Source organism: Pseudomonas sp. YL2 (assembly GCF_023063025.1).
GTDB lineage: Bacteria > Pseudomonadota > Gammaproteobacteria > Pseudomonadales > Pseudomonadaceae > Aquipseudomonas > Aquipseudomonas putida_A.
On sequence record NZ_JAJSLU010000002.1, the window covers coordinates 406,385 to 433,094 of the forward strand.

The following is a 26,710-nucleotide window of genomic DNA, read 5'->3' on the forward strand; positions in this document are numbered from 1 at the left end:
TCCACCAAACCGAGGAGGACATGGATGAAGTCGTCAGCCGCCGATGAGCCACGAGCACCGGGTCAAGCGCCGATCAAGACGCGTCGCTTCGGTATTTCACTGGTGTGGATCGTGCCGATCGTCGCGGTGCTGGTCGGTATTTCGCTGGTGGTGCACAACCTGATGCAGGAAGGCCCGACCATCGTCGTCAACTTCAAGACCGGCAGCGGCCTGACCGCCAACAAGACCGAAGTCAAATACCGCAATGTGGTGATCGGTCAGGTGACTGACGTCGAGTTGAGCGGCGATCAGAAGAGCGTCGACGCGACGATCAAACTGGCCAAGCAGGCCGAAACCTTTACCCGCGAAGACTCGCACTTCTGGGTCGTGCGCCCGCGCATCGGCGCTGGTGGTGTCTCGGGCATCGACACCCTGCTCTCCGGCGACTACATCGGCGCCGACATCGGCCAGTCCGACAGCCGCGCCAAACACTTCAAGGGCCTGGAGAATCCGCCGCCGATCACGTACGGCGAACCGGGCAAGCGCTTCATGCTGCATGCGCCGGATCTCGGCTCGCTGGACATTGGTTCGCCGGTTTACTACCGCAAGATTCCGGTCGGTCAGGTGGTTACTTACACCCTCAACCCCGAGGGCAAGGGCGTGGACATCGAGGTGTTCATCCATTCGCCGAACGACGCGTTCGTTACCGAAAACACCCGTTTCTGGAACGCCAGCGGCATCGACATCAATGTCGGCGCCAACGGCTTTGCGGTGAAGACCGAATCGCTGTCGACCATGCTGGTCGGCGGCATTGCCTTCCGTGCGCCGGATTACAGCCCCAACGATGTGGCCGCCGCCGACGACAAGGACTTCGAACTGTTCGCCGATCAGCAGACCGCCCTCGCCCCGCCCAACGGCAAGGCGCAATACATGGTGCTGCGCTTCGAGCAGTCCTTGCGCGGGCTCAAGGTCGATGCGCCGGTGGAGTTTCTCGGCATGGAAATTGGCCGGGTGGTCGGCATCAATCTCGATTTCGACGCGAAGAAACGCAGCTTCCCGCTTAATGTCGGCATCGTCATTTACCCGCAGCGCCTCGGTCAGGCCTACAAAAAAATGCTCACCGAATTCAAGCACGATCCCGACGACGAAGCCGCCGGCATTCGTTTGCTCGGCACCTTCGTCGACAACGGTCTGCGCGCCCAGGCCCGCAGCGGCAACCTGCTGACCGGGCAGTTGTACATCGCGCTGGACTTCTTCCCGAAAGCCGAGAAAGTTGCGTTCGACGCGACGGCTCGGCCGGTGGTCTTGCCAACCGTGCCCGGCAGCCTCGAACAGTTGCAGGAAAAACTCGAAGCCGTGGTCGACAAGCTCAACAAACTCCCGGTCGAACGGATTGCCGGCAACCTCGACAGCAACCTCGTCGAGCTGCGCAAAGGCCTGACCCAGTTCAATGCGAAAACCCTGCCGAGCGTGCAGACCACCCTGGCCGACGTCAGCAAGACCTTGCAGTCCGCCAGCTCGACCCTGGCCGAAGATTCGCCGCAGCGCGAGAAACTCACCGAGACCCTCGACGAACTCGGGCGCATGTCGCGCTCGCTGCGTGAGCTGTCGGATTATCTCGGTCGCCATCCGGAATCGCTGATTCGCGGTCGTCCCGACAACGCGGCGCCGCTGGATCTGAAAGGACCGCCGCGCAATTGAGCACAGGAGCTCCCCCATGGCTTTACCGCTGAAGATCACCGTGCTCGCTGCGTTCATGCTGCTGGGCGCCTGCCGCAGCGAGCCGATCAACTTTCACACCCTGACCCCGGTGCAACTGCCGCCGTCCCGGGCCGGCGCGCAGATTCCGATCGAGGGGATCAGCGTGCCGCCGCAGGTCGACCGCCCGCAAATCGTCATCCGTCAGGGCAACAATGGCCTGGCGATTCTGGAAACCCAGTGGTGGGGGGCGAGTCTGGCGGATGAGTTGCGCAGTGCCTTGAACGATCAACTGAGCAATACCGGCAGTCGCGGCAACGTCTCGGTGCGCATCGATGTGCAGCGTTTCGACTCGATCCCCGGCCAGTACGGACTGATCGACGTCAAATGGCGCCTGCGTCCCAGCGGTGCGGCGGACAATGCGCTGCTGACCTGCCATTCAACCTTGCAAACTCCGTCCGGCCCGAGCATCGACGAGCTGGTGGCTGCGCAACAGAACAACGTCAAACGCCTGGCTGCCCTGATCAATCAGGCGGCGGGCAATTCTCGCGCCTGCCCGTCGGCCTCCTGAGTCGCCAACAGCGTGACGGTGAAACGGCAGCCGTTCGGTTCGCGAGTCACCAACTGAACCTGCCAGCGCTGATGGCTACAGATTCGCTGCACCAGCGACAACCCCAGCCCAAGGCCTTCACCGCGCTGCTCATCACCGCGCACGAATGGCTGGAACATCGCGTGACGTTTCTCTTCCGGAATACCGATGCCGCTGTCCTCGACCACGAAACTGTCCTTGAGCAGGGTCAAGCGGACAAAGCCCTGATCGGTGTAGTGCCAGGCGTTGCGCAACAGATTGCCCATGACCGACTGCAGAAACGTCAGGTCATAGAACGTGCTGCCCGCCAGTTGCGGCTCGTAGATGAATTCCAGGCCCTTTTCACGAATCAGTCGCCCCCAGATTTCCACTTGGGCGTCGGCGATCGATTTGAGTGTGCAAGTGGATTCGGTGCCAAGCTCTTCCGGCTTGCGCGCCAGCATCAAGAAGGTTTCGACCAGTTGGCGCATTTCAGCGCTGGCCCGGGCGATGCGTGTGACCTGCTGGGTGGAACGCGGATCCAGCGAAGGGTTGGCCAGCAACAGCTCGCAGGAGCTGGCCAGAATCATCAACGGTGTGCGCAGTTCGTGGCTGACGTCGCTGGTGAAGAGCTTTTCCCGATTCAGGGTTTCGCGTAACCGGCCGAGTGTCTGGTCAAAAGACAGGGCCAACTCCCCTACTTCATCATCGGCGTAATCCGGATGCAGCGCCGGCGCCAATGCGATCAACTGATCACGATGACGCACCTGCCCCGCCAGGCGAATCACCGGCGCCATGACCTGCCGCGCCAGCAGCCTGCCGAGCGCGACGGCCAGCATGACGCTGAGGATGAACCCGACCATCACCACCACGAACAGCAAGTGCTCGCGCTGCTCGAAGCTTTCCTGATTGCGCAGCAACACATACTTGCGTCCGCCGACCGCCTCAACCATCGCGTAGAAATCGTCACCGTTGAAGGTGATCTCCTGAAACCCCTGGGGCAGTGCTGCCAGTTGTGGCGTCAGCGCCATTGGGCCTGGACCGTTCTCGAAAAAAAACAACTCACTCTTTTCCGGCTCGTGGCGCCATTGATTGATGTCGTCCATCGCCAACAACCGGCGCAGTCCACCGCTGAGGGCGGTCATGGTCAGCTTGTGCTCGACGACATGCACCGTGGCCACAATGCCCATCGCGAAGACACCGGCCACCACCGCGCTCATCAAGGCGAACACAATCACAATCCGATTGGCGAGGCTTTGCTTGAGGTCCATCCGGTTCAATGACTCCAGTGCTGATGTCAGGGCTGCAAGGGGCGGCGCGACGACGTTGACCAATATTCGCAGCTTCGCCTTGCCCGGCGTTGTTGTTAAGTGTTTAAAACAAACAAAACGGGTATTTGAGTTTGTTTATCAAATAGCCGTTTTAGTTAAAACACGCCGGACCTCGCAAATTTTTCACATGTTCTTCACTGCTCCGCCACGACTCTGAACGTAGTGTTCAGCAGCCATTCAAGTAGACCACCGTAAAGTAACTAACCTCCTGGAGCTTACGTTGCACTGCGCGTGTACTGAGTGGAACTCGGGAATGACAAGGGGCAACGTCGTGGTTGAATTAGTACACGTACAATCACCGTCCAGGCGATGGGATCTGTCTCGTCCGCGCACCTGGGCAATCATTGCTGTCGGTTTGCTGTTGATTACACTGATTTGTGGCTTCGTCTGGATGCAACGTTCGCCCGCCAACCTGCGCTATGCGAGTGCGTCGGCTACCCAGGAATGGGTGAAGGCCTGGCAGGCCGGTGAGGTCGTCGCACTGGTTCGCCACACCGAACGTTGCGACCGCTCGACCAATCCCTGTCTGGGGCCGGCAGACGGTATCACCCAGGCTGGCAGCATTGCTGCAGCTCAGGTAGGCCGTGGCTTTACGCAACTGGGCCTGGAAAAGACCCAGTTCTTCAGCAGCCCGTTGACGCGCACCCTGCAGACTGCGCATTACATGCTCGGCCACGATGCCGTGGCGGCGGAATGGCTGGAAACCTGTGGCCCGACGATGCGCGATGAGTTGGTGGCACACAAGACCCCGGGACAGAACATGATCCTGGTAACCCACAGCGGCTGCATTGCCGACTTCGAACGGCAGACCGGCTACCCGCGCGCGGTCGCCGCCGAATATGGCAGCACTGTTTTGGCCCGGATAGATGCGCAAGGAAAACTTGAAGTCATTGGCCTCATGAACCCCGAGGGTTGGCAACGATTGAACAAGTAATCATCAGACTTAATTAAATAAGGCCATGACTCAGTCAATGCTCTGGCACGGCGTGTTGGCGCCAATGAATTTGTAATAAGAAATGTTTTTTACTTTCAGCAATTGGAAATATTTCATTTTAAAGCTTGTCTTCTCAAGGAGAACTTAAAGCTGGAAGCAGACCCGTTCTCTGAATGCAGGACACGCCCACCGGCCGTACTCGCCTCTGCATTCATTCAACCCAGTGCCGCGCCTGCAACGGAAATTGCCGGGCCGTCACTGAAACGCACACTTTGTACTGCACCAAGGTCCAGTCATGACGTCTGAGAACAAACCGCTGCACCATGCAGCGCTGAATTTGCCGCGCCTCCACCAGAGCTCCCTGATCGAACGCTTTGCGATACCCGGTCTGGTGCTGGCATTCGTGGTGTTTTATCTGCTGCCGCTGATGACTCACGGTCTGTGGATTCCCGATGAAACCCGTTATGGGCAGATCAGCCAGGAAATGCTGCAGAGCGGCAACTGGGTGGCGCCGCACTTCATGGGCATTCGCTACTTTGAAAAACCGATCGCCGGCTACTGGATGATCGCTATCGGTCAGGCCATTTTCGGCGAGAACCTGTTCGGCGTGCGCATCGCCTCGGCACTCAGCTCCGGAGTTAGCGTGTGGCTGGCCTATCTGCTGGCCCGGCGCCTGTGGAACAACCCGCGAATCAGCGCCGCGTGCGCCCTCCTTTATATGAGCTTCGGCCTGATCGCAGGACAAGCCGGCTATGCCAACCTCGATCCGCAGTTCACCTTGTGGGTCAACCTGAGTCTGGGGGCGATCTGGTTTGCCATCGACAGCAACCCCCCGCGCGCGCGGCTGGGCGGCTGGGCTTTGTTGGGATTTGCCTGCGGCATGGGCCTGATGACCAAAGGTTTCCTCGCCCTGATGCTGCCGGTGCTGATCGCCCTGCCCTACATGATCTGGCGACGGCGCTTCGGTGAACTGGTGCGTTATGGACTGGTTGCCGTAGCGGTGGCCGCGCTGGTCAGCGTGCCATGGGCACTGGCCGTGCATGCCCGTGAACCGGATTTCTGGCGGTTCTTCTTCTGGCACGAACACATCCGCCGCTTCGCCGCCGGTGAAGACGCACAGCACGCACGACCATGGTGGTTCTACCTGCCACTGCTGTTTGCCTCCACCTTGCCGTGGGCACTGCTGTTGCCTTCGACGCTGCTGCGTACCTGGCGGGAAAAGCGCGATCCGAAAATCGCCTTCCTCGCCTTGTGGTTCCTGCTGCCGCTGGCGTTTTTCAGCGCGAGCAGCGGCAAACTGCCGACTTACATCATGCCGTGCCTGCTGCCGTTGGCCTTGCTGATGGGCTACACGCTGATGGGCTGGCTTGAGCGCCAGAACGGCCGCGTCTTGCGCATCAACGGTGTGGTCAACGTAGTGCTGGCCATCGCCGCACTGATCGCGCTGATTTATCTGCAAGCGACCCGTGAAATTTACCAACACACCGAAATGTTCAGCCTGTCGCTGGGCTATATCGTGCTGCTCGGCTGGCTGATTGCCGGATCGCTGCAAGCCTTGCGCCCTCTGGCGCTGTGGGCAATGCCGGCGTTGGGCATCGGCCTGCTCGTCGCATTGCTGCCGGCCGCGATGCCGGCGACCATCGTCAACAGCAAAATGCCGGATCAGTTCATTGCCGAACATCAGCAGGAACTGAGCGAAACCAGCTCGTTGCTGAGTAACGACCTGGGCGCTGCGTCGGCACTGTCTTGGCGTTTGCGTCGCCCGCAAGTCGACCTGTTCAACACCGTTGGCGAGCTCAAATACGGCCTCGATGACCCGGCCATGGCCTCACGCAAGGTCAGCCTCGACGGCGTAAGTGAGTGGATGACCCAGGCGCGCAAAAAAGGCTCGGTGGGCGTGGTGATGCGCGTCAACAGCACCTCTGACGAGCAACAACTGGAGCTGCTGCCGATCGATGGTCAGCACTTCCGGCGCGGCAACCTGGAAATCTTTATCTTTGCCCAGAGCAAACCATGACCGCAGACAAAAAAGATCGGGGCGCGTTGCTGCTTCTGCTGGCCGCAACTGCCCTGCTGTTATTGCTCGGTCTGGGCAGTCGCGAGCTGTGGGGGCCGGAAACCCGCTGGGCCAACATCGCCTTGCAGATGCTGCAAAGCGGCGACTATTTCGATCCCTATCTCAAAGGCAGTCCTTATTACGACAAACCGCTGCTGTCGTACTGGCTGATCACCGCGACCTCCTGGTTCACCGGCGGACTGGGGCACTGGTCGTTGCGTCTGTCTTCGGTGATTTCCGCGTGGTTCAGCGTGTGGCTGGTGTATCTGCTTGGCGAGCAACTGTTTCGCAAAGGCACCGGGCTGATCGCCGGCTGGATGCTCGCGACCACCTTCTATTTCGTGTTCTGGGCGCGAGTCGCCACCGCCGACATTCTCACCGTCTGCGGTGTGCTGGCGGCCGTCTGGTGGTATTGGCGCGGCCCGGATGACACCCGCTTCTGGCGCTACGTGGTGTTCTTCGGTTTGTTGTCGCTGACGTCGCTGTTCAAGGGCCTGATCGGTTTCATCCTGCCGGGGCTGGTGCTGCTGCCGCACCTGCTCAGCGAACACCGCTGGAAACGTCACCTGAACCTGCGACTGTTCAGCGCGATATTGATCGCCGGGGCGTTTTACATGGCGCCGTTCCTGTTGTCTCACCTCTACGGTGCGCCCAACTACGAACAGAGCGGCCTCGGCCTGGTGCTGCGTGAAAACGTCGTGCGGTTTTTCCAGCCGTTCGATCAATTCGGGCCGATTTACACCTACTTGATCTACCTGCCGGTGTACACCTTGCCGTGGGCGCCGTGCTGGTTGATCGCCTTGTGGGTGGCCGCGCGCAACTGGAAGTACATCGAACCGGATACCCGCTGGCTGATTCAAGGGCTCGCGCTGCTGATGCTGTTCTTCACCGCCAGTGGCAGTCGCCGCAGCTATTACGTCTTGCCGCTGGTGCCCTTCGCGCAATTGCTGGGTGCCTGGTGGGTGACCCGGCGCATGGCCGCCCGAAACAGCGAAGGCCGTGGGCTGAAGCTCGGCTTCGCTGTCACCACTGTGTTGCTCGCTGCGGTACTGGGTGTGCTTTACCCATGGACCAACAGCGGCGGCGGTGTCATCCGCTTCGGCGAGCAGGTTCGCGAACAGGCCAGTCAGCAGGCACCATTGAATCAATGGCGCATGGTCATGATCGAGGTCGACAACAAAGTACCGATGTACCTGCAAACCGGTGGTGCACCGTTCTACTACGTGCCGGAAACGATCGAGGACTTCCCGCACAATGGCGACACAGCGACGCTGATCGCCTGGCTGGAAAGGACCAGCGGGGAACACTGGGATCCGCAACGCACGATTTTCGTGGCGCAATACCGTTCCGGTGACGCCGTGCCACTCGATGCGCTGAAGGCTGATCATCAGGTCATCACCACCACCCCGACCCGTGGCGAACAGGTATTCCACGGGCGTGCAGACCAGAGCGTGGCTTACATTCCCCACTCCTGAGCAATGACGTTAAGACAAAAGGAGAGAGTCGCGGTAAATTTGAATGGCAATGACAAGTATTAACGGCTTCTTTGACGTTTTTTTCTCATTTGCCACCCTACATTGCCGCGACTCGACACTTGCAAATCGTTCGCATTGTTTCCTGCGAGGGTTTGCTCATAACGTCTGAAAACAGGAGCTGCCCGAATGAATCCACGCTTTCCATCCTTCTTCAAGCGCGCATTGCTGGCCACCGCGTTGCTCGGCACCGGCGAGGCTTTTGCCGCCGATTCGGTGGGTCTGGTGGTCTACAACGCGCAGCATGAAACGCTGACCAAGGCCTGGGTGGCCGGCTTCACCGAAGAAACCGGAATCCCGGTGACCATTCGCAACGGCGATGACACCGAGATGGGCAACCAGCTCGTGCAGGAAGGCGCCGCCTCGCCGGCAGACGTATTCCTCACCGAAAACTCGCCGGCGATGGTGCTGGTGGACAACGCCAAACTGTTCGCCCCTCTGGCGCCCGCGACCCTTGAGCAAGTCGATTCCGCCTACCGTCCGGCCCACGGCAATTGGGTCGGCATCGCCGCCCGTTCCACCGTGTTCGTCTACAACCCAAGCAAGTTGACTGAAAAAGACCTGCCCAAATCCCTGCTCGACCTCGCCACCCCGGCCTGGAAAGGCCGTTGGGCCGCCTCCCCGGCTGGCGCGGACTTCCAGGCGATCGTCGCCGCCGTCCTGCAACAGAAAGGTGAAGCTGCCACGCTGGAATGGCTCAAGGGCATGAAGACCAACGCCACGATCTATCGCGGCAACAGTGCGGTGCTCAAAGCGGTGAACGCCGGGCAGATCGACAGCGGTGTGATCTACCACTATTACAGCTTCGTCGATCAGTCCAAGACCGGCGAAAACAGTAAAAACACCAAGCTGTACTACTTCAAACATCAGGATCCGGGCGCGTTCGTCAGCACCTCCGGCGCTGGCGTGCTGGCCTCGAGCAAGCATCAGGATGAAGCGCAGAAGTTCGTCAAATACATCACCAGCAAGGAAGGTCAGGAAGTTCTCGAAACCGGCACCTCCTTCGAATACGCCGTGGGTAAAGACGCGCCGTCCAATCCGAAGCTGACTCCGCTAAAAACCCTCGACGCGCCGAAAGTCGATGCGTCGACCCTCGACAGCAAAAAAGCCGTCGAGCTGATGACCCAGGCCGGATTGCTCTAAGTGATGCCCGAAACCTTGCCTGCACCGGCCGTTGCGACGGCCGCCGCCAGCCTCATTCACCCGCCCCGCACGCTGGCCGGGCGTGGCAGTTCGTGGGTGGTGAGCTCGGCGGTGCTGGTGTCGTTGTTGTCACTGCTGCCGATTGCGTTCGTGATCGGCGTGTCGTGGTACACCGGCTGGGCGACCATCGAAGCCCTGATCTTTCGCCCGCGGGTCGGCGAATTGCTGATCAACACCGTGCTGCTGGTGCTGATCACCCTGCCGCTGTGCATCCTGCTCGGAACCACCTTGGCCTGGCTGACCGAACGCAGCAACCTGCCCGGCCGACGCCTGTGGTCAGTGCTGGCGGTGGCTCCGCTGGCCGTGCCGGCGTTCGTCCACAGTTATGCGTGGGTCAGCCTGATTCCGTCGATCCACGGTCTGCCGGCCGGTGTGCTGGTGTCGGTGATCGCCTATTTCCCGTTTCTGTATTTGCCGATTGCCGCGACCTTGCGCCGTCTCGATCCGGCGATTGAAGACGTCGCGCAATCCTTGGGACTCAAGCCGTGGGCGGTGTTCTTTCGGGTGGTGTTGCCGCAATTGCGCCTGGCAATCTGCGGTGGCGCGTTGTTGGTCGGTCTGCATTTGCTGGCCGAGTACGGCTTGTACGCGATGATCCGTTTCGACACCTTCACCACGGCGATCTTCGATCAGTTCAAATCGACGTTTAACGGCCCGGCGGCCAACATGCTCGCTGGCGTTCTGGCGCTGTGCTGTCTGGCGATGCTCACCGCCGAATCTGCCGCCCGTGGCAACGCCCGCTATGCGCGAGTCGGTTCCGGCAGCGCCCGGGACCAGCGCAGCGTGCAACTGGGCCGAGGCGTGACAACCCTGGCTTTATTGCTGCAAACCTTGACCTGCCTGCTCGCGCTCGGTGTGCCGTTGCTCACACTGGGCCGCTGGCTGCTGGCCGGTGGCGTACAGGTCTGGCAAGGTGACGAGTTGCTGCCGGCGCTGCTGCAGACCTTGTCTTACGGAGTGGCCGGCGCGTTGCTGACCAGTGTTGCGGCGATTCCCATCGCGTGGCTGTCGATCCGCTCGCCGGGCAAACTGCAGCGCTTGCTGGAAGGCTGCAATTACATCACCAGCTCCCTGCCCGGCATTGTCGTTGCGCTGGCGTTGGTCACTGTGACCATCCATTTCGCCCGGCCGATCTACCAGACCACCATCACGGTGCTCTTGGCCTATCTGCTGATGTTCTTGCCGCGAGCACTGGTCAGCCTGCGCGCCGGTTTCGCACAGGCCCCGGTCGAGTTGGAAAACATCGCGCAAAGCCTTGGCCGCTCGCCGATACGCGCATTGTGGCTGATCACCGTACGCCTGGCAGCTCCCGGCGCGGCGGCAGGTGCGGCGCTGGTGTTTCTGGCAATCACCAATGAACTGACTGCAACCCTGCTGCTAGCGCCCAACGGCACGCGCACCCTCGCCACCGGATTCTGGGCGATGACCAGCGAAATCGATTACGCCGCCGCAGCGCCGTATGCGCTGCTGATGATCCTGCTTTCCCTGCCGCTGACGGCCATCCTCTATCACCAATCCAGGCGTACCGCTGGCCGATGAACGCTCTCGAACTGCACAACCTCAGTAAAACCTTCGGCGCGCAGAAGGCGCTCGACGACGTCAGCCTCAACGTGCCGACCGGCAGCCGCACGGTGATAGTCGGCCCCTCCGGTTCCGGCAAGACCACGCTGTTGCGGATGATCGCCGGCTTCGAGTTTCCCGACAGCGGCAGCCTCACCCTCAACGGCCAGACGCTGGTCGACCGCAGCCACGCAGTGCCGGCCTATCAACGGCAGATCGGCTACGTCCCGCAGGACGGCGCGTTGTTCCCGCACATGACGGTGGCGGCGAACATCGGTTTCGGCCTGGCCCTGACCGGTGCGGCCCGCACCCAGCGCATCCTTGAGTTGATGGACAGCGTCGCCCTCGACGCCAACATGGCCAACCGTTGGCCCCACGAATTGTCCGGTGGCCAACAACAGCGGGTCTCGCTGGCCCGCGCTCTGGCGCAGCAACCACGGCTGATGCTGCTGGACGAGCCGTTCTCCGCCCTCGACACCGGTTTGCGCAGTGCCATGCGCAAAATGGTCGCGCGCCTGCTCGAAGACGCCGGCGTCACCACCATTCTGGTGACCCACGATCAGAGCGAAGCGTTGTCGTTTGCCGATCAATTGGCGGTGATGCGCAGTGGCCGGCTGGTGCAGTCCGGGCATCCGATGGATCTCTACCGCTATCCGCAGGATGAACAGACCGCGCACTTTCTCGGCGAAGCGGTGGTCCTGCCCGCGCGAATCGAGGCGGGTTGGGCGCATTGCGATCTGGGTCAGGTGGCGGTGAACAGCAACGGCTTCAGCGGCGCCGCGCAGATCATGCTGCGCCCCGAGCAATTGCAGATCGCCGAAGGGGCATCTGACAGTCAAGGCTGCTCTGCGCTGGTCACCGACCGCGATTTTGCCGGCAACACCTGCACCCTGACCGTTGAACTGAGCTCATCCGCGACTCAGGATCCGCCCCGTTCGATTCTGGTGCGCAGCTCCGGCATGCACGCGCCGCCCGCCGGCAGCGCGGTGCAGCTGTCGGTACTCGGTGCGGCGCATGTGTTTGGCCTGAACTGATCAGAGATCGAAGCGATCCACCGCCCGCCGCCGCTCGTTGTCATCGCGCACATCGTAGTTGGCGGTGGTCTGGATGTTGCTGTGATGCGCCAGTTTCTGTGCGATCGACAGGTCGTGCTCTTCGATCACCCGGGTGATGAACGAGCGACGGAAATCGTGGGGCATGATCTTCACCCCGACCTGCGTGCCGCGCTGGCGAGCGATGTAGTAGATCGCATGCTTGGTGATGCGCTCGCGGGTGATGTGGCTGCCACGGCGAATACGGTTGAACAGGAAGGCATCGTCGCTCTCGCCTTCCTTGAGCTGCGAGCGGCGCAGTTCGAGCCATGCATCGAGCTTGCTGAAAGCCCATGCCGGCGCGTACTTGATCAACTGCTTGTTGCCCTTGGCGGTGACGCACAGGCTGCGCTCGCTGAAATCAACCTGATTCAGGTCCAGATCCACCGATTCCGACTTGCGCATGCCGGTGCCGTACAGCAACGCGATGATTGCCGCATCACGCAGGCCCTGCGGGCGTGGATCGGCGGCGCAGACTTCCATCAGTTCGTGTATCAGCGTGCGCTTGAGATTGCGCCCCTGAGACAGCCGCGTGCCGGCGATGCCCTTGACCGAACGCATCTTCAGAAGATGTTCCTGGCTGATCAGACTCATGCGCCAGGCCTCATTCATCACCCCGCGCACCGCATTCACATACAACGAAGAAGTGTTCGGTGCGTAGTTGTCTGCACGTAATGCAGCGACCAGCGCTACAACATCTTCCGGTTGCAAGGCATGCCAGGGAATCTCTTCGACATTCATGTCTTCAAAGCCCAGGCGATCGGCCGCATCTTGCAGCACATAGCGCATGGTCAGTTGGCTGGAGGGCGCCAAACGCGCGAGGTACAGGCTCATCGGGTTGGTTTTTGGAGCGTCAGGGGTTGCAGCAACTAAATCAATCAAACGTTAAACCTTGAGTAAAAAATGTACAGCACTACAACAACTAACAAATGCAATGTACTTGAAGTAAAGAAGGTACTTGAGCGGCACTGTCCGACAAAAAACTGCGATGGACGGCAGAAGCCTGAACAGCGGCTGTATAAGTGACAGATAAACGATTCGCCAACCGGTTTTTCATGTTCCTTTCACAAAAACCGGCATAACCTTAATTCCCATAGGTTCGGTAGTGGCTATGCCCCAACCTGCCGGGCAAATCGTGAAAAGTCAATCAATCCCCGACGTCATGCTTTTTTTGCCAAGTTATTGATGCAGGAGCGCTTTTCTGTGTCTACGCTGAGGCTGGATCCAATAACCGCGTGAATCCATCCTTTATTTTTTTTGTAATGAGGTGCCCATGAGTCAGGCGTTTCTCCCCTTCTCCCGCCCAAGTATTGGCGATGAGGAAATTGCCGCTGTCGAGCAGGTGTTGCGCTCGGGCTGGATCACCACGGGGCCGAAAAACCAGGCACTCGAAGAGCAGTTTGCGCAGTATGTGGGTTGCAAGCACGCGGTGGCCCTGTCTTCGGCCACCGGCGGCATGCACATCACGCTGCTGGCCCTGGGCATCGGCCCGGGCGACGAAGTCATCACCCCGTCGCAGACCTGGGTCTCGACCGCCAACATGATCTCCCTGCTGGGCGCCAAACCGGTGTTTGTCGATGTCGACCGCGACACGCTGATGACCGACGCTGCGCGCATTGAAGCGGCCATCACTCCGCGAACCAAAGCAATCATTCCGGTGCACTACGCCGGCGCTGCATTCGATCTCGATCCGCTGTATGCCCTGGCCGACAAGCACGGCATCCCGGTCATCGAAGACGCCGCCCACGCCGCCGGCACCCGCTACAAGGGGCGCCACGTCGGTTCGCAAGGCACGGCGATCTTCTCGTTCCATGCGATCAAGAACATGACCTGTGCCGAAGGCGCGATGTTCGTCACCGACGACGAAGCCCTTGCCAGCCGCGTGCGCATGCTCAAATTCCACGGCCTGGGCGTTGACGCCTATGACCGTCTGACCGGTGGCCGCAAGCCGCAGGCGCAAGTGATGGAACCGGGTTTCAAGTACAACCTGGCCGACATCAACGCCGCGATTGCCCTGGTGCAGCTGCAACGTCTGGACGAAATCAACGCCCGGCGCACCGAACTGGCCACCAGCTACCTGCAAAAATTCGAAGGCCTGCCGGTGCAACCGCTGGCCCTGCCCGCCTATGCCCAGCAACACGCCTGGCACCTGTTCATCCTGCGCATCGACAGCGAGCGTTGCGGCATGGATCGCGAAGCCTTCATGAAGGCGTTGCAGGATCAGGGCATCGGCACCGGTATCCATTTCATCGCCACCCACCTGCACACCTGGTATCGCCAGCGTGACCCCGACCTGTACCTGCCCAACACCGAATGGAACTCGGCGCGGCTGTGCTCGATTCCGCTGTTCCCCGACATGACCGGTCAAGACCTTGACCGGGTGGTCGGTGCCATCGCTCAAATCATGGAAAAACGCCTGTGAAACCTTATCCAATCCGTAGCGTGTCGATCGTCATCCCGGTCTACAACGAACAGGAAAGCCTGCCCGAGCTGCTGCGTCGTACCGAGGCGGCCTGCCGCCAGTTGCACCACGATTTTGAAATCGTGCTGGTCGACGACGGCAGCCGCGACGAATCGGCGAACATGCTCGAAGAAGCCGCCGGGCGTGAAAACAGCCCGTTCGTGGCGGTCATTCTCAACCGCAACTATGGTCAGCACGCCGCGATCATGGCCGGTTTCGAACAGTGCAAGGGCGACGTGGTGATCACCCTCGACGCCGACCTGCAGAACCCGCCGGAAGAAATCCCGCGGCTGGTGGCCGAAGCCGAAAAAGGTTACGACGTGGTCGGCACCGTGCGCGGCAATCGTCAGGACTCGGCACTGCGCCGTTATCCGTCGAAGCTGATCAACCTTGCCGTGCAACGCTCCACCGGCGTCGCCATGAGCGACTACGGCTGCATGCTGCGCGCCTACCGCCGCACCATCATCGACGCGATGCTCGCCTGCCGCGAACGCAGCACGTTCATCCCGATCCTGGCCAACAGCTTCGCCCGTCACACCACCGAAATCGTCGTGGCCCACGCCGAGCGTGAACACGGCGACTCGAAATACAGCCCGATGCGCCTGATCAACCTGATGTTCGATCTGGTCACCTGCATGACCACCACGCCGCTGCGTCTGCTGAGCATCGTCGGCTTCGCCATGGCCGGATTGGGCGTGCTGTTCGCGATTGCGCTGATCGTTCTGCGTCTGGCCTTCGGTGCCGGTTGGGCCGGTGACGGCATGTTCGTGCTGTTCGCCGTGCTGTTCGTGTTCACCGGTGGCCAGTTCATTGGCATGGGCCTGCTGGGTGAATACCTCGGCCGCATGTACAGCGATGTGCGCGCCCGTCCACGTTTCTTCATCGAAAAGGTGTTGCGCAGCCAGCCGGCCGCTCCGGCCCCTGCCGTCACCGTTGATGGTCTTTCTTCTACCGCTACTTCTTCCACTTCCGATCAGGTTCTCTCATGAGTGCAAAAACTGTTGTCTTCGCCTACCACGATATTGGCTGCGCCGGCATTGAAGCCCTGCTCAACAGCGGCTATGACATTGCAGCAGTGTTCACTCACGCCGATGATCCGAAAGAAAACGCGTTCTATGCCTCGGTTGCACAGCTGTGCGCCAACAAAGGCATCCCGGTGCACGCGCCGGAAGACGCCAACCACCCACTGTGGATCGAGCGCATCGCCAAGCTGGACCCGGAGTACATCTTCTCCTTCTACTACCGCAATCTGCTGAGCGAACCACTACTGGCCCTGGCCAAAAAAGGCGCGTTCAACCTGCACGGTTCGCTGCTGCCACGCTATCGCGGCCGCGCTCCGGCGAACTGGGTGCTGGTCAACGGCGAAACCGAAACCGGCGTCACCCTGCACCGTATGGTCAAGCGCGCTGATGCTGGCGCCATCGTTGCCCAGCAGCGCGTTGCCATCGAGCGCAGCGACACCGGCCTGACCCTGCACGCCAAACTGCGCACCGCCGCCAGCGACCTGCTGCGCGACACCCTGCCGAACATGCTGCAAGGCAAGATCACTGAAACCCCGCAAGACGAATCGAAAGCCACCGTGTTCGGTCGTCGCACCCCGGCGGACGGCAAACTGGTCTGGGCCAAACCGGCCGAAGAACTGTTCAACCTGGTGCGCGCCGTCACCCGCCCTTACCCGGGCGCGTTCTGCGCCGTGGGCGAGCACAAACTGATCGTCTGGAGCGCCGACGTCGTCAAGGGCAACGAAGGCCAGGCGCCAGGCCGCGTGATCAGCGTCGATCCGCTGCGCATTGCCTGCGGTCAGGACTCGCTGGTGATCAACGCCGGTCAGCGCAACGACAACGGCCTGTACCTCAGCGGCCCGCAACTGGCCAACGAACTGGGTCTGGTCGATGGCTCGCTGCTGCGCGGCGCCGAATCCGGTCGTGCGCCACGTCGCACTCGTGTGCTGATCCTCGGTGTCAACGGCTTCATCGGTAACCACCTGTCCGAGCGCCTGCTGCGTGACGACCGCTACGAAGTCTACGGTCTGGACATTGGCTCCGACGCCATCGACCGTCTGCGCAGCCACCCGAACTTCCACTTCGTCGAAGGCGACATCAGCATTCACTCCGAGTGGATCGAGTACCACATCAAGAAGTGCGACGTGGTCCTGCCGCTGGTGGCCATCGCCACCCCGATCGAATACACCCGCAACCCGCTGCGCGTATTCGAGCTGGACTTCGAGGAAAACCTGAAACTGGTTCGCTACTGCGTCAAGTACAACAAGCGCGTGATTTTCCCGTCGACTTCGGAAGTCTATGGCATGTGCCAGGACAAGAACTTCGACGAAGACAGCTCGAACCTGATCGTTGGCCCGATCAACAAGCAGCGCTGGATCTACTCGGTCTCCAAGCAACTGCTGGACCGCGTGATCTGGGCTTACGGCGCCAAGGGCCTGAATTTCACCCTGTTCCGTCCATTCAACTGGATGGGCCCGCGTCTGGACCGTCTGGATTCGGCCCGTATCGGCAGCTCCCGCGCCATCACCCAGTTGATCCTCAACCTGGTGGAAGGCACGCCGATCCGTCTGTTCGACGGTGGCGAGCAGAAGCGTTGCTTCACCGACATCGCTGACGGCGTCGAGGCACTGGCGCGGATCATCGACAACGACAACGACGTGTGCAACGGCCAGATCATCAACATCGGCAACCCGGACAACGAAGCCAGCATCCGTCAGTTGGGCGAAGAGCTGTTGCGTCAGTTCGAAGCGCACCCGCTGCGCCACAACTTCCCGCCGTTCGCCGGTTTCCGCGACGTGGAAAGCAAGGCGTTCTACGGTGCCGGTTACCAGGACGTGGAACACCGCAAGCCAAGCATCGCCAACGCCAAGCGCCTGCTGAACTGGGAGCCGACCGTGGAAATGCGCGAGACCATCGGCAACACCCTGGACTTCTTCCTGCGTGAAGCCATGCTCGAAATCGCGGACAAGAAGTAATGCAGGCAGGTCTTCGTATCGATGTCGACACCTACCGTGGCACCCGAGAAGGTGTGCCGCGGCTGCTGGAGATGCTCGACGAGGCGCAGGTCAAGGCAACGTTTTTCTTCAGTGTCGGCCCGGACAACATGGGTCGGCATCTGTGGCGCCTGATCCGCCCGCAGTTCCTCTGGAAAATGCTGCGCTCCAACGCTGCCGGCCTCTACGGCTGGGACATTTTGCTGGCCGGCACTGCCTGGCCCGGCAAACCGATTGGCCGTGATCTCGGGCACCTGATGCGTCAGGCCCGGGACGCCGGTCACGAAGTCGGCCTGCACGCCTGGGATCACCATGGCTGGCAGGCCAACGCCGGGCGCTGGAGCGACGCGCAACTGATCGAACAGATCCGGCGCGGCGTCGACACCTTGAGCGACATCCTCGGCGAAAAGATCCAGTGTTCGGCCGCCGCCGGTTGGCGTGCGGACGAGCGCGTGATCGAGGCCAAACAGGCCTTCGGCTTTCGCTACAACAGCGATTGTCGCGGGCAGAGCCTGTTCCGTCCGCTGCTGGCGGACGGTTCGCTGGGGACTCCGCAGATTCCGGTGGACCTGCCGACCTTCGACGAAGTCGTCGGCCCGCACGTGGCGGCGAAGGACTTCAACGCCTTCATCCTCGACCGGTTCCAGTCGCAAGCACTCAATGTCTACACCATTCATGCCGAAGTAGAAGGGATTCTGATGGCTCAGGACTTTCGTCAATTGCTGGCCGATGCACGCCAGCGCAATATTGACTTCAAACCCTTGGGCGACTTGTTGCCCGAGTTTTTCAACACCCTGCCCGTGGGCCGCGTGCAACGCGGTGTGCTCGAAGGCCGTGAAGGCTGGCTGGGAGTGCAAGGCGCATGACCAGACGCTGGGCACTGCCGCTGTTGGTCGGCCTCTGTCTGCTGGCCTATCTGTTGCCGTTGAGCACCCATGGCCTGTGGATCCCCGACGAAACCCGTTACGCACAGATCAGCCAGGACATGCTGCTCAGTGGCAACTGGGTGTCGCCGCATTTCATGGGGCTGCGGTATTTCGAGAAGCCGATTGCCGGCTACTGGATGATCGCCATCGGCCAGGAACTGTTCGGGCAGAACCTGTTCGGCGTGCGCTTCGCCTCGGCCCTCAGCACCGCGTTGAGCGTGCTGCTGGCCTACCTGGTCGCGCGCAGGCTATGGAACGATCCGCGCAAGAGCTTCGTCTGCGCCCTGCTCTATATGAGCTTCACCGTCGTCGCCGGTCAGGCCGGGTACGCCAACCTCGATCCGCAATTCACCTTCTGGGTCAACCTGAGCCTGGTGGCGCTGTGGTTTGCGCTCGACAGCAAAAGCACCGGGCACCGTCTGGGCGCCTGGGCGCTGCTGGGGCTGGCCTGCGGCATGGGCTTCATGACCAAGGGCTTTCTCGCCTGGTTGCTGCCGGTACTGATCGCGTTGCCGTGGATGCTTTGGCAAAAACGCTGGCGCGAACTGCTGGTGTTCGGTCCGGTGGCGATCGCCATCGCGATCATCGTCAGCTTGCCGTGGGCGCTGGCGGTGCACGCACAAGAACCGGATTACTGGCGGTTCTTCTTCTGGCACGAACACATCCGGCGCTTTGCCGGTGACGATGCGCAGCACGATGCACCGTGGTGGTTCTACTTGCCGCTGCTGGTGGCATTCAGTCTGCCGTGGGTTGGCCTGTTGCCGACCGCGTTCAAGCAAGCCTGGCAAACCCGGGCCCAGCCGAACATGGTCTTTCTGTTGTTGTGGTTGTGGCTGCCGCTGGGCTTTTTCAGCCTGAGCAACGGCAAGCTGCCGACCTACATTCTGCCGTGCCTGTTGCCATTGGCACTGCTGCTGGGTAATGCGCTGGCTGATCGCCTGCGTCTGGAACAAGGTCGGGCACTGGGGATCAACGGCCTGCTGAACCTGTTGCTGGGTGTGGTCACGCTGATCGCACTGGTTTACCTGCAATTGAACAAACCGGTGTACGACCACGAACTGCACAGCCTGGTGCTGGTGTTCATCGCCCTGATCGGCTGGATCATCGCCAACCTGGCGCAAGCGTTCCTGCCGTTGCAGTGCTGGGCGGCGCCGGCGTTGGGCAGTCTGTTGCTGGCGGGAATCCTGCCGGCGGCGTTGCCCAAGTCGGTGGTGGCCAACAAAACCCCGGATCAGTTCATCCGCCACCATGTCACCGAACTGTCCGGCGCCACGCACCTGCTGAGCAATGATCTGGGTGCGGCGGCAGCGCTGGCCTGGCGCATGAAACAACCGGAGGTCGCGCTGTACAACACGGTCGGCGAACTCAAATACGGTCTGTCCTACCCGGAAGGCGCCGAGCGCCGACTCACCAAGGACAACGTTCAACAATGGGTACGTGAAGCGCGCCGCAGCGGCTCGGTCGGCGTGCTGATGCGTGTCAAGGGTCAGGACGAGCTCGAAGAGCTGGACCTGCTGCCCAAGGACGGTACCCGTTACGAATCGGGCAATCTGGTGATCATGGTGTTGCCCAAGGATCCGTCATGAGCTGGTTGCTGTTACTGACGGCGTGTCTGTTGACCTGCCTGGGGCAAGTCGCGCAGAAATTCGCCGTGGAGAGCTGGCGCGGCGTTGATTCGTCCTGGGCCGACAAACTGCGTTCGCCGTGGTTGTGGCTGGCGCTGTTTTCACTCGGCAGCGGGCTGCTGGTCTGGCTGCTGGTGCTGCAACGTCTTGAAGTGGGCATCGCTTACCCGATGCTCAGCCTCAACTTCGTGCTGATCACCCTGATTGCCCGCTTCGTCTTTCGCGAGCCCATCGACCGCCAGCATTGGCTGGGCGTGGCGCTGGTGATCGGCGGCGTGGTTTTGCTGGGGCAACAGTCATGAACCAAGCGCGTGGAATCGGTTTTGCTCTGGGCAGCGTAATGCTGGTCAGTGGCGCCCAACTGGGCATGCGCTGGAGCATGACGCGCCTGCCGCAACCGGAACAATGGCTGACGGCGCTGAGCACCGGCAGTGTCGATCTGTCGGCAATGGCCGTGGTGGTGGCGGCGATTTTCGCCTACGCCCTGTCGATGCTCTGCTGGCTCGCGGCCTTGCGCGATCTGCCGCTGGGCCGGGCTTATTCACTATTGAGCATCAGCTACGCGCTGGTGTACCTGCTGGCGGCCAGTCTGCCGTTGTTCAACGAATCGTTCAGTTTCACTAAATCGCTGGGCGTGGCACTGGTCATGCTCGGGGTCATCACTATTAACACTCGTCCGTCTCGTGCGCCCGAATTCAGGAGTGCTCCATGAAAATCACAGTATTTGGTAGCGGTTATGTCGGCCTGGTGCAGGCCGCCGTGTTGGCCGAAGTCGGTCACGACGTCGTGTGCATGGACATCGATCAGAAGAAAGTCGAACTGCTGCGCCAGGGTCACGTCAGCATCTTCGAACCGGGCCTGTCGAGCCTGGTGCGCGAAGGCCTGGACTCCGGCCGCCTGCATTTCACTTCCGATGAAAAACTCGCCGTACAGCACGGTCGCGTCGCGTTCATCGCCGTCGGTACACCGTCCAGCGAAGACGGCTCGGCTGACTTGAAATACGTGCTGTCGGTAGGTGACGCCGTGGCGCGCCACCGTGAGCAGCCGCTGATCCTGGTGGAAAAATCCACCGTACCGGTCGGCACCGGCGACACTCTGCGTGCGCACATTCAGGCCGCGCTGGACAAGGCCGGTCGTGAGTTGCAGTTCGATATCGTCTCCAACCCGGAGTTCCTCAAGGAAGGTTCGGCGGTGGCCGACTGCCGTCGTCCGGACCGCATCGTCATCGGCTGCGAAGGTGACGAAGTGCAAGATGTGATGCGCGACCTGTACTCGCCGTTCAACCGCAACCATGACCGCATCATGTTCATGGACCTGCGCAGCGCCGAGCTGACCAAATACGCGGCCAACTGCATGCTGGCGACCAAGATCAGCTTCATCAACCAGATCGCCGAACTGGCCGAACACCTGGGCGCCGACATCGAGTCGGTGCGTCAGGGCATCGGCGCCGACACGCGCATCGGTTACCACTTCATCTACCCGGGCTGCGGTTATGGCGGCTCATGCTTCCCGAAAGACATGCGCGCGCTGATCCACAGTGCCGAACAGGCGCATTGCTCCAGCGACCTGCTGCAAGCGGTCGAAGCGATCAACGAGCGGCAGAAGCACAAGCTGTTCGACCGCATCAATGCGTTCTACAAAGGTGATCTGCGCGGCAAGACCTTCGCCCTGTGGGGCCTGGCGTTCAAGCCAAACACCGACGACATGCGCGACGCGCCGAGCCGCGTACTGCTCGACTCGCTGTTCGCTGCCGGCGCCAGCGTGCGCGCGTTCGACCCGGAAGCGATGCAGGAAACCCAGCATCTGTATCCGAACGAAGAAAAACTGATGCTGATGGGCACTCCGGAATCGGTGCTGGCGGGTTCCGATGCGCTGATCATCTGCACCGAATGGCAGCAGTTCAAGGCGCCGGACTTCGACCTGATCGAGCAACGCCTGAAAGCCCCGGTGATCTTCGACGGCCGCAACCTGTACGACGCCGAGCGTCTGGCGCGCAACGGCTTCAAGTACTTCCCGATCGGCCGTGGCGACTCGCGCAAACTGCCGATGCCGCTGCAGCAATGGTCTGACAAAGCGGACGTCGCTTGATCACGTTGTCGCCTGTCATCCGCCGGCAGTCCCTGATCGCAGGGCTGCTGGCACTGTTGCTGTTCATCGCCGGGGTTTACGGACAGGCGCCCATTGGCTTCGATTCACGTTTCGTACTGTTTGCCCAGGAGATGCTCCGGCACGGGCCAACGGTATTCCCGACCACTTACGGTGAGCCGTACGCCGACTATTCGGCGCTCTCGACGCTGTTCATCTGGTTGTTGTCGTTGCCCTTTGGCGCGGTCAACACCCTGACGGCATGGCTGCCGAGCGCGATTGCCGGTGGAGTGATCGTGACATTGATGTACCGTTTGCTGGCGGTGCATTCGCAGCGCTGGGCGCTGATCAGCATTGCGTTGCTGATGCTCACCAGCACCTTCGTCACCGAAGTGCGCGCGGTGTCGCAAGACCTGATGCTCGCCGCCGTGGCGCTGTCGGTGTTTTATCTGGGCTATGCGCACGACCACTTCGGCTCGCGCCGGCGCTGGCCGCTGATCTTTGTCCTGCTGTTGCTGGGCTTCGGGATTCGCGGGCCTATCGGCCTGGTGGTACCGACCGGCATGCTCTGCAGTTACTACCTGCTCAACCGTGAGTGGAAACGCCTCTTCGTGTTCGGCGTGATCGCTTCTGTGTTACTCGCAGCGTGTGTCAGCCTGCTGTTGTGGCTGGCGAAACTCAGCGGTGGCGAAGCGTTCCTGCAAGACGTGATCCGCATGCAGTTCATGGGGCGCATGGACGGCAGCGAAGGGGTCAGTGGTTCGCTGTATTACTTCACCAGCTCCATCGGCAACTACGCACTGGCGTATCCGCTGGCGATCCTGGCGTTGGCCGCGACCTGGCTGAGCAAACCGCATCAGCGCGGGCCGGCCTTGCGTCTGGTGCAGTACTGCGCCGCCGCCGGGCTGATCGTCATGGTCGGTCTGTCGATTCCACAGGCGAAGAAGGCGCGTTACCTGCTGCCGATGTTGCCGATGGCGGCGATCATCGCGGCGTACCCGTTTCAGGTCCTGCACGGACGAGTGTTCCGCGTATTGCGTGGGGTGATTCAAGGCATCTGGCTGGTGACGCCGGGGCTGTTGATGGTCGCCCTGCTGGTTGCCAGGCGTCGCTTTCCCGAGCAACTCGACGGCATCACCCTGGTGCTGATCGTACTCGGTGTTCTGCAATTGCTCGCGTTGTCGCGTCTGATGATCCCGCGCTGGCGGGCCGAAGTGTTGGCGCTGTGCTCGGTGTTAGCCTTGTGGACGGTGTATGCCGCGGTGTTCGAACCGGTGGAGCGACGTCTGTACGACACGCAGGCGTTCAGTCGTGCTGCCTTCGCGCAGGTGCAGCAGAACCCGGCCCCGCTGGTGCTGCACGGCATGGGCAAAGACGCCAAAGCGATCAAGTTCATGGTCAATGTCGAGCAGGATCTGCAACCGCAGTTCACCGAAACGGTGCAGCAACTCGAAGCCCTCAAAGGCCCGGCCTGGCTGATGATGGACAGCAAGGACCTGCAATCGCTGCAAGGCACCCCGCTGGCCAGCCTGCAACCGGTGCTGACCGGGCGTTTCGACAAGAACGATTACGTGCTGTTGTATCTGAAGCCCTTGTAGGAACTGATTGAGGCTGCGATCTTTTGCGCTTTCAGGAAAAAGATCGCAGCCTGCGGCAGCTTCTACAGGGACTGTTTACCATGAGTTTTGTTGTACGCCGGGCGCGGCAGAATGATGCCGCCGCCCTCCCCGCCATCGAACGCTCGGCCGCCGAGCTGTTTCGCACAGATCCGACCCTCGCCTGGCTGGCCGACACCGACGTGGCCAGCGCCGCGCAACACCGCCAAGCCATCGACAATGCGTACGTCTGGGTCGCCGAAAACACCTCGGCGCAGCTCGCAGGATTTATTCGCGCGCTGGATTTCGGCAACTTGCTGCACATTGAAGAACTGTCCGTCAGCCTGGCGTTTCAGCGGCTAGGCGTGGGTCGTCGACTGGTGTTGACTGCGATCGAACATGCCCGCCATGAGCAATTGCGCGCGGTGACCCTGACCACGTTTCGCGACGTGCCGTGGAATGCGCCGTTTTATCAGCGGATGGGGTTTGTGGAAGTCGCACCCGGTGAGCACGAAGCGCATTTGCTCGATGCTCTGCAGAAAGAAATCGAGCATGGCTTTGCCGCCGAGCGACGCTGCGCCATGCACCTGCCCCTCGACTGAGAACACTGCAAATCCCCTCTGTGGGAGCGGGCTTGCTCGCGAAGGCAGTGTGTCTGCTAATAAATATGCTGAATGTGCCGGCCCCTTCGCGAGCAAGCCCGCTCCCACAGAGAGGAATTGCGGTGTGTCAGGTTGACCGCCGAGCGGGACCCGGTGAGGATGGCAAGGCTCACCCGCGCATTCTGAAATAAGGACATTGATCTCTTCGTGGCCACCTACTCCCGCCTGATCCGCCGACTGATGATCACCTCGCTGAGCATCGTCATCAGCCGTGCCCTGATCAGCCCGCTGTTGACCCTGTTCCTCAGCAACAAACTGGGTCTCAACCCGCAAGACGTCGGCCTGCTGTTGGGCATCGCCGTGTTCAGTGCCACGCTGTTGTCGCTGTACGGCGGCTACATCATCGATCGACTCGACAAGCGCCAACTATTGATCCTGACCATGCTTTCCAGCGGTGTCGGCCTGATGCTGCTGACCTTCGCGCAGAATCTGTACCTGGTCACGCTGGTGCTGATCATCAGTGAAACGGCGTCGGCGCTGTTCCTGATCTGTTCCAAAGCGATGCTCAGTCAAAACCTGCCGGTCGGCCAGCGGGTCAAGGCGTTTTCGCTGAACTACACGCTGACCAATATTGGCTACGCCGTCGGCCCGATGATCGGCGTGGTGATTGCCGGGGTTCAGCCTTCAGCGCCGTTTATCGTCGCGGGGCTGATTGCCGCTGGCAGCGTTTTTCTGCTGCTGGGCGTGTCCCGCGAGGCCAGTCCGGAGTCGCAGGCCAGCCCCCCGCAGAGTTTCCTGAACACCCTGATCATTCTGAAAAACGACCGCACGATGATCCTGTTCACCCTCGGTTGCTTGCTCAGCACCCTGGTTCACGGGCGCTTCACCCTGTACCTGTCGCAGTATCTGCTGGTGACCCACACGCAGGAGCAGACCCTCGACACCATGGCCGCCCTGCTCGCCTGCAACGCGATCACGGTGATCCTGCTGCAATACCAGATCGGCCGCTTCCTCAAGCGTGAGCACCTGCGGTTCTGGATTGCCGGCGGCACCGCGTTGTTCATCGTCGGTCTGATCGGCTTCAGCCTGGCCGACAGTCTGGTCGGCTGGTGCGTGGCGATGTTCATCTTCACCCTCGGCGAGATGATCATCTATCCGGCGGATTTCCTCTTCGTCGACACCCTCGCGCCCGAAGAGCTGCGCGGCAGTTACTACGGTGCGCAGAACCTCGCGGCGCTGGGCGGTGCGCTGAGTCCGGTGATGTGCGGGGTTCTGCTGATGCACACGCCGGCGCCGAGCATGTTCTACGCCTTGAGCGCTCTGGCGGGGCTGGGTGGGTATTTGTGTTTTGTCAGCGGACGCCGCGTGGCGACAACTCAAAAATAATGCACTGAAGCAGCATTTATATGAATTTGTCAGCATCGACTTTGCACGGCACACTGTGCGCGTTCCTCCCCCAATAGTTGGAACGCTTCGAGGACTTTCCGAAACGGACAAGTCCTTTTTTTTGCCCCGAATTTACTGCAAGGACCCGATTCACATGCTCGCTCGCTGGTTGCCCGCCGCCATCAACACCCGCCCCACCGAATGGAGCCGCGCCGCGATCGGCATGGCGCTGGGCACTTTGTTCAGCGTCTGGGTGTGCAGTCAGGTGTTCGGCATTGAGGTCGCGTATCACCTGATCGGGCCGTTGGGCGCTTCAGCGGTGTTGCTGTTTGCCGTCTCATCGGGCGCCCTCGCGCAACCCTGGTCGATCATCGGCGGCTACCTGTGCGCCAGCGTGGTCGCGCTGCTGGTGGCCCACGTCCTCGGCCGCACCTTGGGCAGCGCCTGCCTGGCAGCAGGCATGGCGTTGATCCTGATGTGCTGGCTGCGTTGCCTGCATCCACCGGCCGGCGCACTGGCGCTGACCTTGGTACTGGCCGATCCGGCCACCATCGCCATGGACTGGAAAGCCATGGAACCGGTGATGCTCGCCGCCGCGTGCATGCTGCTCAGCGCGCTGGCCTACAACAACCTGACGCGCATCCGCTACCCCAAGCGCCCGGCCGAGCCAGCGCCGGCACTGGCACCGGTCGATAGCCAGGCAATTACCGCTGAGGATTTGAAACTGGCATTGGCCGACATGGAAGCGTTTATCGACGTCACCCCCGAAGACCTCGAGCAACTGATCCACGCCAGCGAGCTGCATGCCAAACGCCGCAGCATCGGCGAAGTCTTCACCCGATAACCACCTGCATCATTGTGGCGAGGGAGCTTGCTCCCGCTTGGCTGCGCAGCAGTCGTAAAACCGCGGTGTTGGGCCGCTTCGCAACCCGGCGGGAGCAAGCTCCCTCGCCACAAAGGCAATCCTCAACCTGCTGCAAAAACGCAAACTCCCCCTGCACATATCCCGGTTGTACACGGCAAATTTGCACTGTTACGATCCGTCAACGCTCGCGCGCGAGCTTCTCGAATAAAGACAATAAA

The 26,710-nt window shown here is 61.1% G+C and carries 22 protein-coding genes; 20 read left to right on the top strand and 2 right to left on the bottom strand.

Annotation, left to right across the window (positions count from 1 at the left end):
* The first annotated feature begins 24 nt into the window (after positions 1 to 24).
* The gene (locus tag LVD08_RS04880) at positions 25 to 1,680 is read left to right on the top strand and encodes a PqiB family protein (RefSeq protein ID WP_103367168.1); all 1,656 of its coding nucleotides are present in this window, start codon (positions 25 to 27) and stop codon (positions 1,678 to 1,680) included.
* A gap of 16 nt (positions 1,681 to 1,696) precedes the next feature.
* Positions 1,697 to 2,248 (top strand): PqiC family protein, encoded by a 552-nt coding sequence (locus tag LVD08_RS04885; RefSeq protein WP_247267598.1) that lies wholly within the window; start codon positions 1,697 to 1,699, stop codon positions 2,246 to 2,248.
* On the opposite strand, the gene LVD08_RS04890 is transcribed toward LVD08_RS04885, so the two are convergent.
* Positions 2,206 to 3,516 carry a sensor histidine kinase gene (locus LVD08_RS04890; RefSeq protein WP_247267599.1) on the bottom strand — a complete coding sequence of 437 codons (1,311 nt, stop codon included), beginning with the start codon at positions 3,514 to 3,516 and terminating at the stop codon, positions 2,206 to 2,208. The two genes, LVD08_RS04885 and LVD08_RS04890, sit on opposite strands and share 43 nt — an antisense overlap.
* 451 nt (positions 3,517 to 3,967) lie before the next feature.
* On the opposite strand from LVD08_RS04890, the gene pmrG reads away from it, so the two are divergent.
* The 6 genes from pmrG to LVD08_RS04920 all read left to right on the top strand — a co-directional run bounded on the left by pmrG (position 3,968) and on the right by LVD08_RS04920 (position 11,895).
* Positions 3,968 to 4,510 (top strand): lipopolysaccharide core heptose(II)-phosphate phosphatase PmrG, encoded by a 543-nt coding sequence (pmrG, locus tag LVD08_RS04895; RefSeq protein WP_342453828.1) that lies wholly within the window; start codon positions 3,968 to 3,970, stop codon positions 4,508 to 4,510.
* Positions 4,511 to 4,805: 295 nt separating this feature from the next.
* Positions 4,806 to 6,527 carry a lipid IV(A) 4-amino-4-deoxy-L-arabinosyltransferase gene (gene arnT / locus LVD08_RS04900; RefSeq protein WP_247267601.1) on the top strand — a complete coding sequence of 574 codons (1,722 nt, stop codon included), beginning with the start codon at positions 4,806 to 4,808 and terminating at the stop codon, positions 6,525 to 6,527.
* Entirely contained in the window at positions 6,524 to 8,041 is a 1,518-nt protein-coding gene (locus tag LVD08_RS04905) for an ArnT family glycosyltransferase (RefSeq protein ID WP_247267602.1), read from the top strand. The genes arnT (LVD08_RS04900) and LVD08_RS04905 overlap by 4 nt, the downstream gene beginning before the upstream one ends.
* Before the next feature lie 186 nt (positions 8,042 to 8,227).
* Positions 8,228 to 9,241, top strand: a complete 1,014-nt coding sequence (locus LVD08_RS04910) for an iron ABC transporter substrate-binding protein (RefSeq protein ID WP_247267603.1) — start codon at positions 8,228 to 8,230, stop codon at positions 9,239 to 9,241.
* A 3-nt stretch (positions 9,242 to 9,244) separates the two neighbouring features.
* Positions 9,245 to 10,840, top strand: a complete 1,596-nt coding sequence (locus tag LVD08_RS04915) for an ABC transporter permease (protein WP_247267604.1) — start codon at positions 9,245 to 9,247, stop codon at positions 10,838 to 10,840.
* On the top strand, positions 10,837 to 11,895 hold the full coding sequence (locus LVD08_RS04920; RefSeq protein ID WP_247267605.1) for an ABC transporter ATP-binding protein: 1,059 nt from the start codon (positions 10,837 to 10,839) through the stop codon (positions 11,893 to 11,895). Before LVD08_RS04915 ends, LVD08_RS04920 begins: the two co-directional genes overlap by 4 nt.
* On the opposite strand, the gene LVD08_RS04925 is transcribed toward LVD08_RS04920, so the two are convergent.
* Positions 11,896 to 12,786: a site-specific integrase gene (locus LVD08_RS04925; RefSeq protein WP_027611947.1), complete on the bottom strand. Its 891-nt coding sequence runs from the start codon at positions 12,784 to 12,786 to the stop codon at positions 11,896 to 11,898. It abuts the gene before it with no gap.
* A gap of 439 nt (positions 12,787 to 13,225) precedes the next feature.
* Between LVD08_RS04925 and arnB the strand changes: the two genes are divergently transcribed.
* From arnB to LVD08_RS04985, 12 genes are all read left to right on the top strand, one after another.
* Positions 13,226 to 14,374: a UDP-4-amino-4-deoxy-L-arabinose aminotransferase gene (gene arnB, locus LVD08_RS04930; protein WP_103367174.1), complete on the top strand. Its 1,149-nt coding sequence runs from the start codon at positions 13,226 to 13,228 to the stop codon at positions 14,372 to 14,374.
* Positions 14,371 to 15,402 carry an undecaprenyl-phosphate 4-deoxy-4-formamido-L-arabinose transferase gene (arnC, locus tag LVD08_RS04935; protein ID WP_123586304.1) on the top strand — a complete coding sequence of 344 codons (1,032 nt, stop codon included), beginning with the start codon at positions 14,371 to 14,373 and terminating at the stop codon, positions 15,400 to 15,402. The genes arnB and arnC overlap by 4 nt, the downstream gene beginning before the upstream one ends.
* Positions 15,399 to 17,390, top strand: a complete 1,992-nt coding sequence (arnA, locus tag LVD08_RS04940; RefSeq protein ID WP_247267606.1) for a bifunctional UDP-4-amino-4-deoxy-L-arabinose formyltransferase/UDP-glucuronic acid oxidase ArnA — start codon at positions 15,399 to 15,401, stop codon at positions 17,388 to 17,390. Before arnC ends, arnA begins: the two co-directional genes overlap by 4 nt.
* Positions 17,390 to 18,274 carry a 4-deoxy-4-formamido-L-arabinose-phosphoundecaprenol deformylase gene (gene arnD / locus LVD08_RS04945; protein WP_247267607.1) on the top strand — a complete coding sequence of 295 codons (885 nt, stop codon included), beginning with the start codon at positions 17,390 to 17,392 and terminating at the stop codon, positions 18,272 to 18,274. Before arnA ends, arnD begins: the two co-directional genes overlap by 1 nt.
* Positions 18,271 to 19,920 (top strand): lipid IV(A) 4-amino-4-deoxy-L-arabinosyltransferase, encoded by a 1,650-nt coding sequence (gene arnT, locus LVD08_RS04950; protein ID WP_183785028.1) that lies wholly within the window; start codon positions 18,271 to 18,273, stop codon positions 19,918 to 19,920. The genes arnD and arnT (LVD08_RS04950) overlap by 4 nt, the downstream gene beginning before the upstream one ends.
* Positions 19,917 to 20,261, top strand: coding sequence for a 4-amino-4-deoxy-L-arabinose-phosphoundecaprenol flippase subunit ArnE (gene arnE, locus LVD08_RS04955; RefSeq protein WP_097089729.1), 345 nt, complete (start codon positions 19,917 to 19,919; stop codon positions 20,259 to 20,261). The genes arnT (LVD08_RS04950) and arnE overlap by 4 nt, the downstream gene beginning before the upstream one ends.
* Complete coding sequence (arnF, locus tag LVD08_RS04960) at positions 20,258 to 20,671, top strand: 4-amino-4-deoxy-L-arabinose-phosphoundecaprenol flippase subunit ArnF (RefSeq protein ID WP_103367180.1); 414 nt, start codon at positions 20,258 to 20,260, stop codon at positions 20,669 to 20,671. The genes arnE and arnF overlap by 4 nt, the downstream gene beginning before the upstream one ends.
* Positions 20,668 to 22,047 carry a UDP-glucose dehydrogenase family protein gene (locus LVD08_RS04965; protein WP_103367181.1) on the top strand — a complete coding sequence of 460 codons (1,380 nt, stop codon included), beginning with the start codon at positions 20,668 to 20,670 and terminating at the stop codon, positions 22,045 to 22,047. The genes arnF and LVD08_RS04965 overlap by 4 nt, the downstream gene beginning before the upstream one ends.
* Positions 22,044 to 23,642, top strand: coding sequence for an ArnT family glycosyltransferase (locus LVD08_RS04970; protein WP_247267608.1), 1,599 nt, complete (start codon positions 22,044 to 22,046; stop codon positions 23,640 to 23,642). The genes LVD08_RS04965 and LVD08_RS04970 overlap by 4 nt, the downstream gene beginning before the upstream one ends.
* A gap of 80 nt (positions 23,643 to 23,722) precedes the next feature.
* Positions 23,723 to 24,241, top strand: coding sequence for a GNAT family N-acetyltransferase (locus tag LVD08_RS04975; RefSeq protein ID WP_247267609.1), 519 nt, complete (start codon positions 23,723 to 23,725; stop codon positions 24,239 to 24,241).
* Between the two features lie 207 nt (positions 24,242 to 24,448).
* Positions 24,449 to 25,627: an MFS transporter gene (locus LVD08_RS04980; RefSeq protein ID WP_247267610.1), complete on the top strand. Its 1,179-nt coding sequence runs from the start codon at positions 24,449 to 24,451 to the stop codon at positions 25,625 to 25,627.
* Between the two features lie 154 nt (positions 25,628 to 25,781).
* Positions 25,782 to 26,471 carry an HPP family protein gene (locus tag LVD08_RS04985; RefSeq protein ID WP_247267611.1) on the top strand — a complete coding sequence of 230 codons (690 nt, stop codon included), beginning with the start codon at positions 25,782 to 25,784 and terminating at the stop codon, positions 26,469 to 26,471.
* The last annotated feature ends 239 nt before the right edge of the window (positions 26,472 to 26,710 follow it).

Coding starts and splice junctions, on each gene's coding strand:
- LVD08_RS04965 (WP_103367181.1), top strand. CDS start 20,668: ATGAAAATCACAGTATTTGGTAGCGGTTATGTCGGCCTGGTGCAGGCC.
- LVD08_RS04910 (WP_247267603.1), top strand. CDS start 8,228: ATGAATCCACGCTTTCCATCCTTCTTCAAGCGCGCATTGCTGGCCACC.
- LVD08_RS04925 (WP_027611947.1), bottom strand. CDS start 12,786: ATGAGCCTGTACCTCGCGCGTTTGGCGCCCTCCAGCCAACTGACCATG.
- pmrG (WP_342453828.1), top strand. CDS start 3,968: ATGCAACGTTCGCCCGCCAACCTGCGCTATGCGAGTGCGTCGGCTACC.
- LVD08_RS04885 (WP_247267598.1), top strand. CDS start 1,697: ATGGCTTTACCGCTGAAGATCACCGTGCTCGCTGCGTTCATGCTGCTG.
- arnA (WP_247267606.1), top strand. CDS start 15,399: ATGAGTGCAAAAACTGTTGTCTTCGCCTACCACGATATTGGCTGCGCC.
- LVD08_RS04915 (WP_247267604.1), top strand. CDS start 9,245: ATGCCCGAAACCTTGCCTGCACCGGCCGTTGCGACGGCCGCCGCCAGC.
- LVD08_RS04905 (WP_247267602.1), top strand. CDS start 6,524: ATGACCGCAGACAAAAAAGATCGGGGCGCGTTGCTGCTTCTGCTGGCC.
- LVD08_RS04890 (WP_247267599.1), bottom strand. CDS start 3,516: ATGGACCTCAAGCAAAGCCTCGCCAATCGGATTGTGATTGTGTTCGCC.
- arnT (WP_183785028.1), top strand. CDS start 18,271: ATGACCAGACGCTGGGCACTGCCGCTGTTGGTCGGCCTCTGTCTGCTG.
- arnE (WP_097089729.1), top strand. CDS start 19,917: ATGAGCTGGTTGCTGTTACTGACGGCGTGTCTGTTGACCTGCCTGGGG.
- arnF (WP_103367180.1), top strand. CDS start 20,258: ATGAACCAAGCGCGTGGAATCGGTTTTGCTCTGGGCAGCGTAATGCTG.
- LVD08_RS04880 (WP_103367168.1), top strand. CDS start 25: ATGAAGTCGTCAGCCGCCGATGAGCCACGAGCACCGGGTCAAGCGCCG.
- LVD08_RS04920 (WP_247267605.1), top strand. CDS start 10,837: ATGAACGCTCTCGAACTGCACAACCTCAGTAAAACCTTCGGCGCGCAG.
- arnD (WP_247267607.1), top strand. CDS start 17,390: ATGCAGGCAGGTCTTCGTATCGATGTCGACACCTACCGTGGCACCCGA.
- LVD08_RS04975 (WP_247267609.1), top strand. CDS start 23,723: ATGAGTTTTGTTGTACGCCGGGCGCGGCAGAATGATGCCGCCGCCCTC.
- arnB (WP_103367174.1), top strand. CDS start 13,226: ATGAGTCAGGCGTTTCTCCCCTTCTCCCGCCCAAGTATTGGCGATGAG.
- arnT (WP_247267601.1), top strand. CDS start 4,806: ATGACGTCTGAGAACAAACCGCTGCACCATGCAGCGCTGAATTTGCCG.
- LVD08_RS04985 (WP_247267611.1), top strand. CDS start 25,782: ATGCTCGCTCGCTGGTTGCCCGCCGCCATCAACACCCGCCCCACCGAA.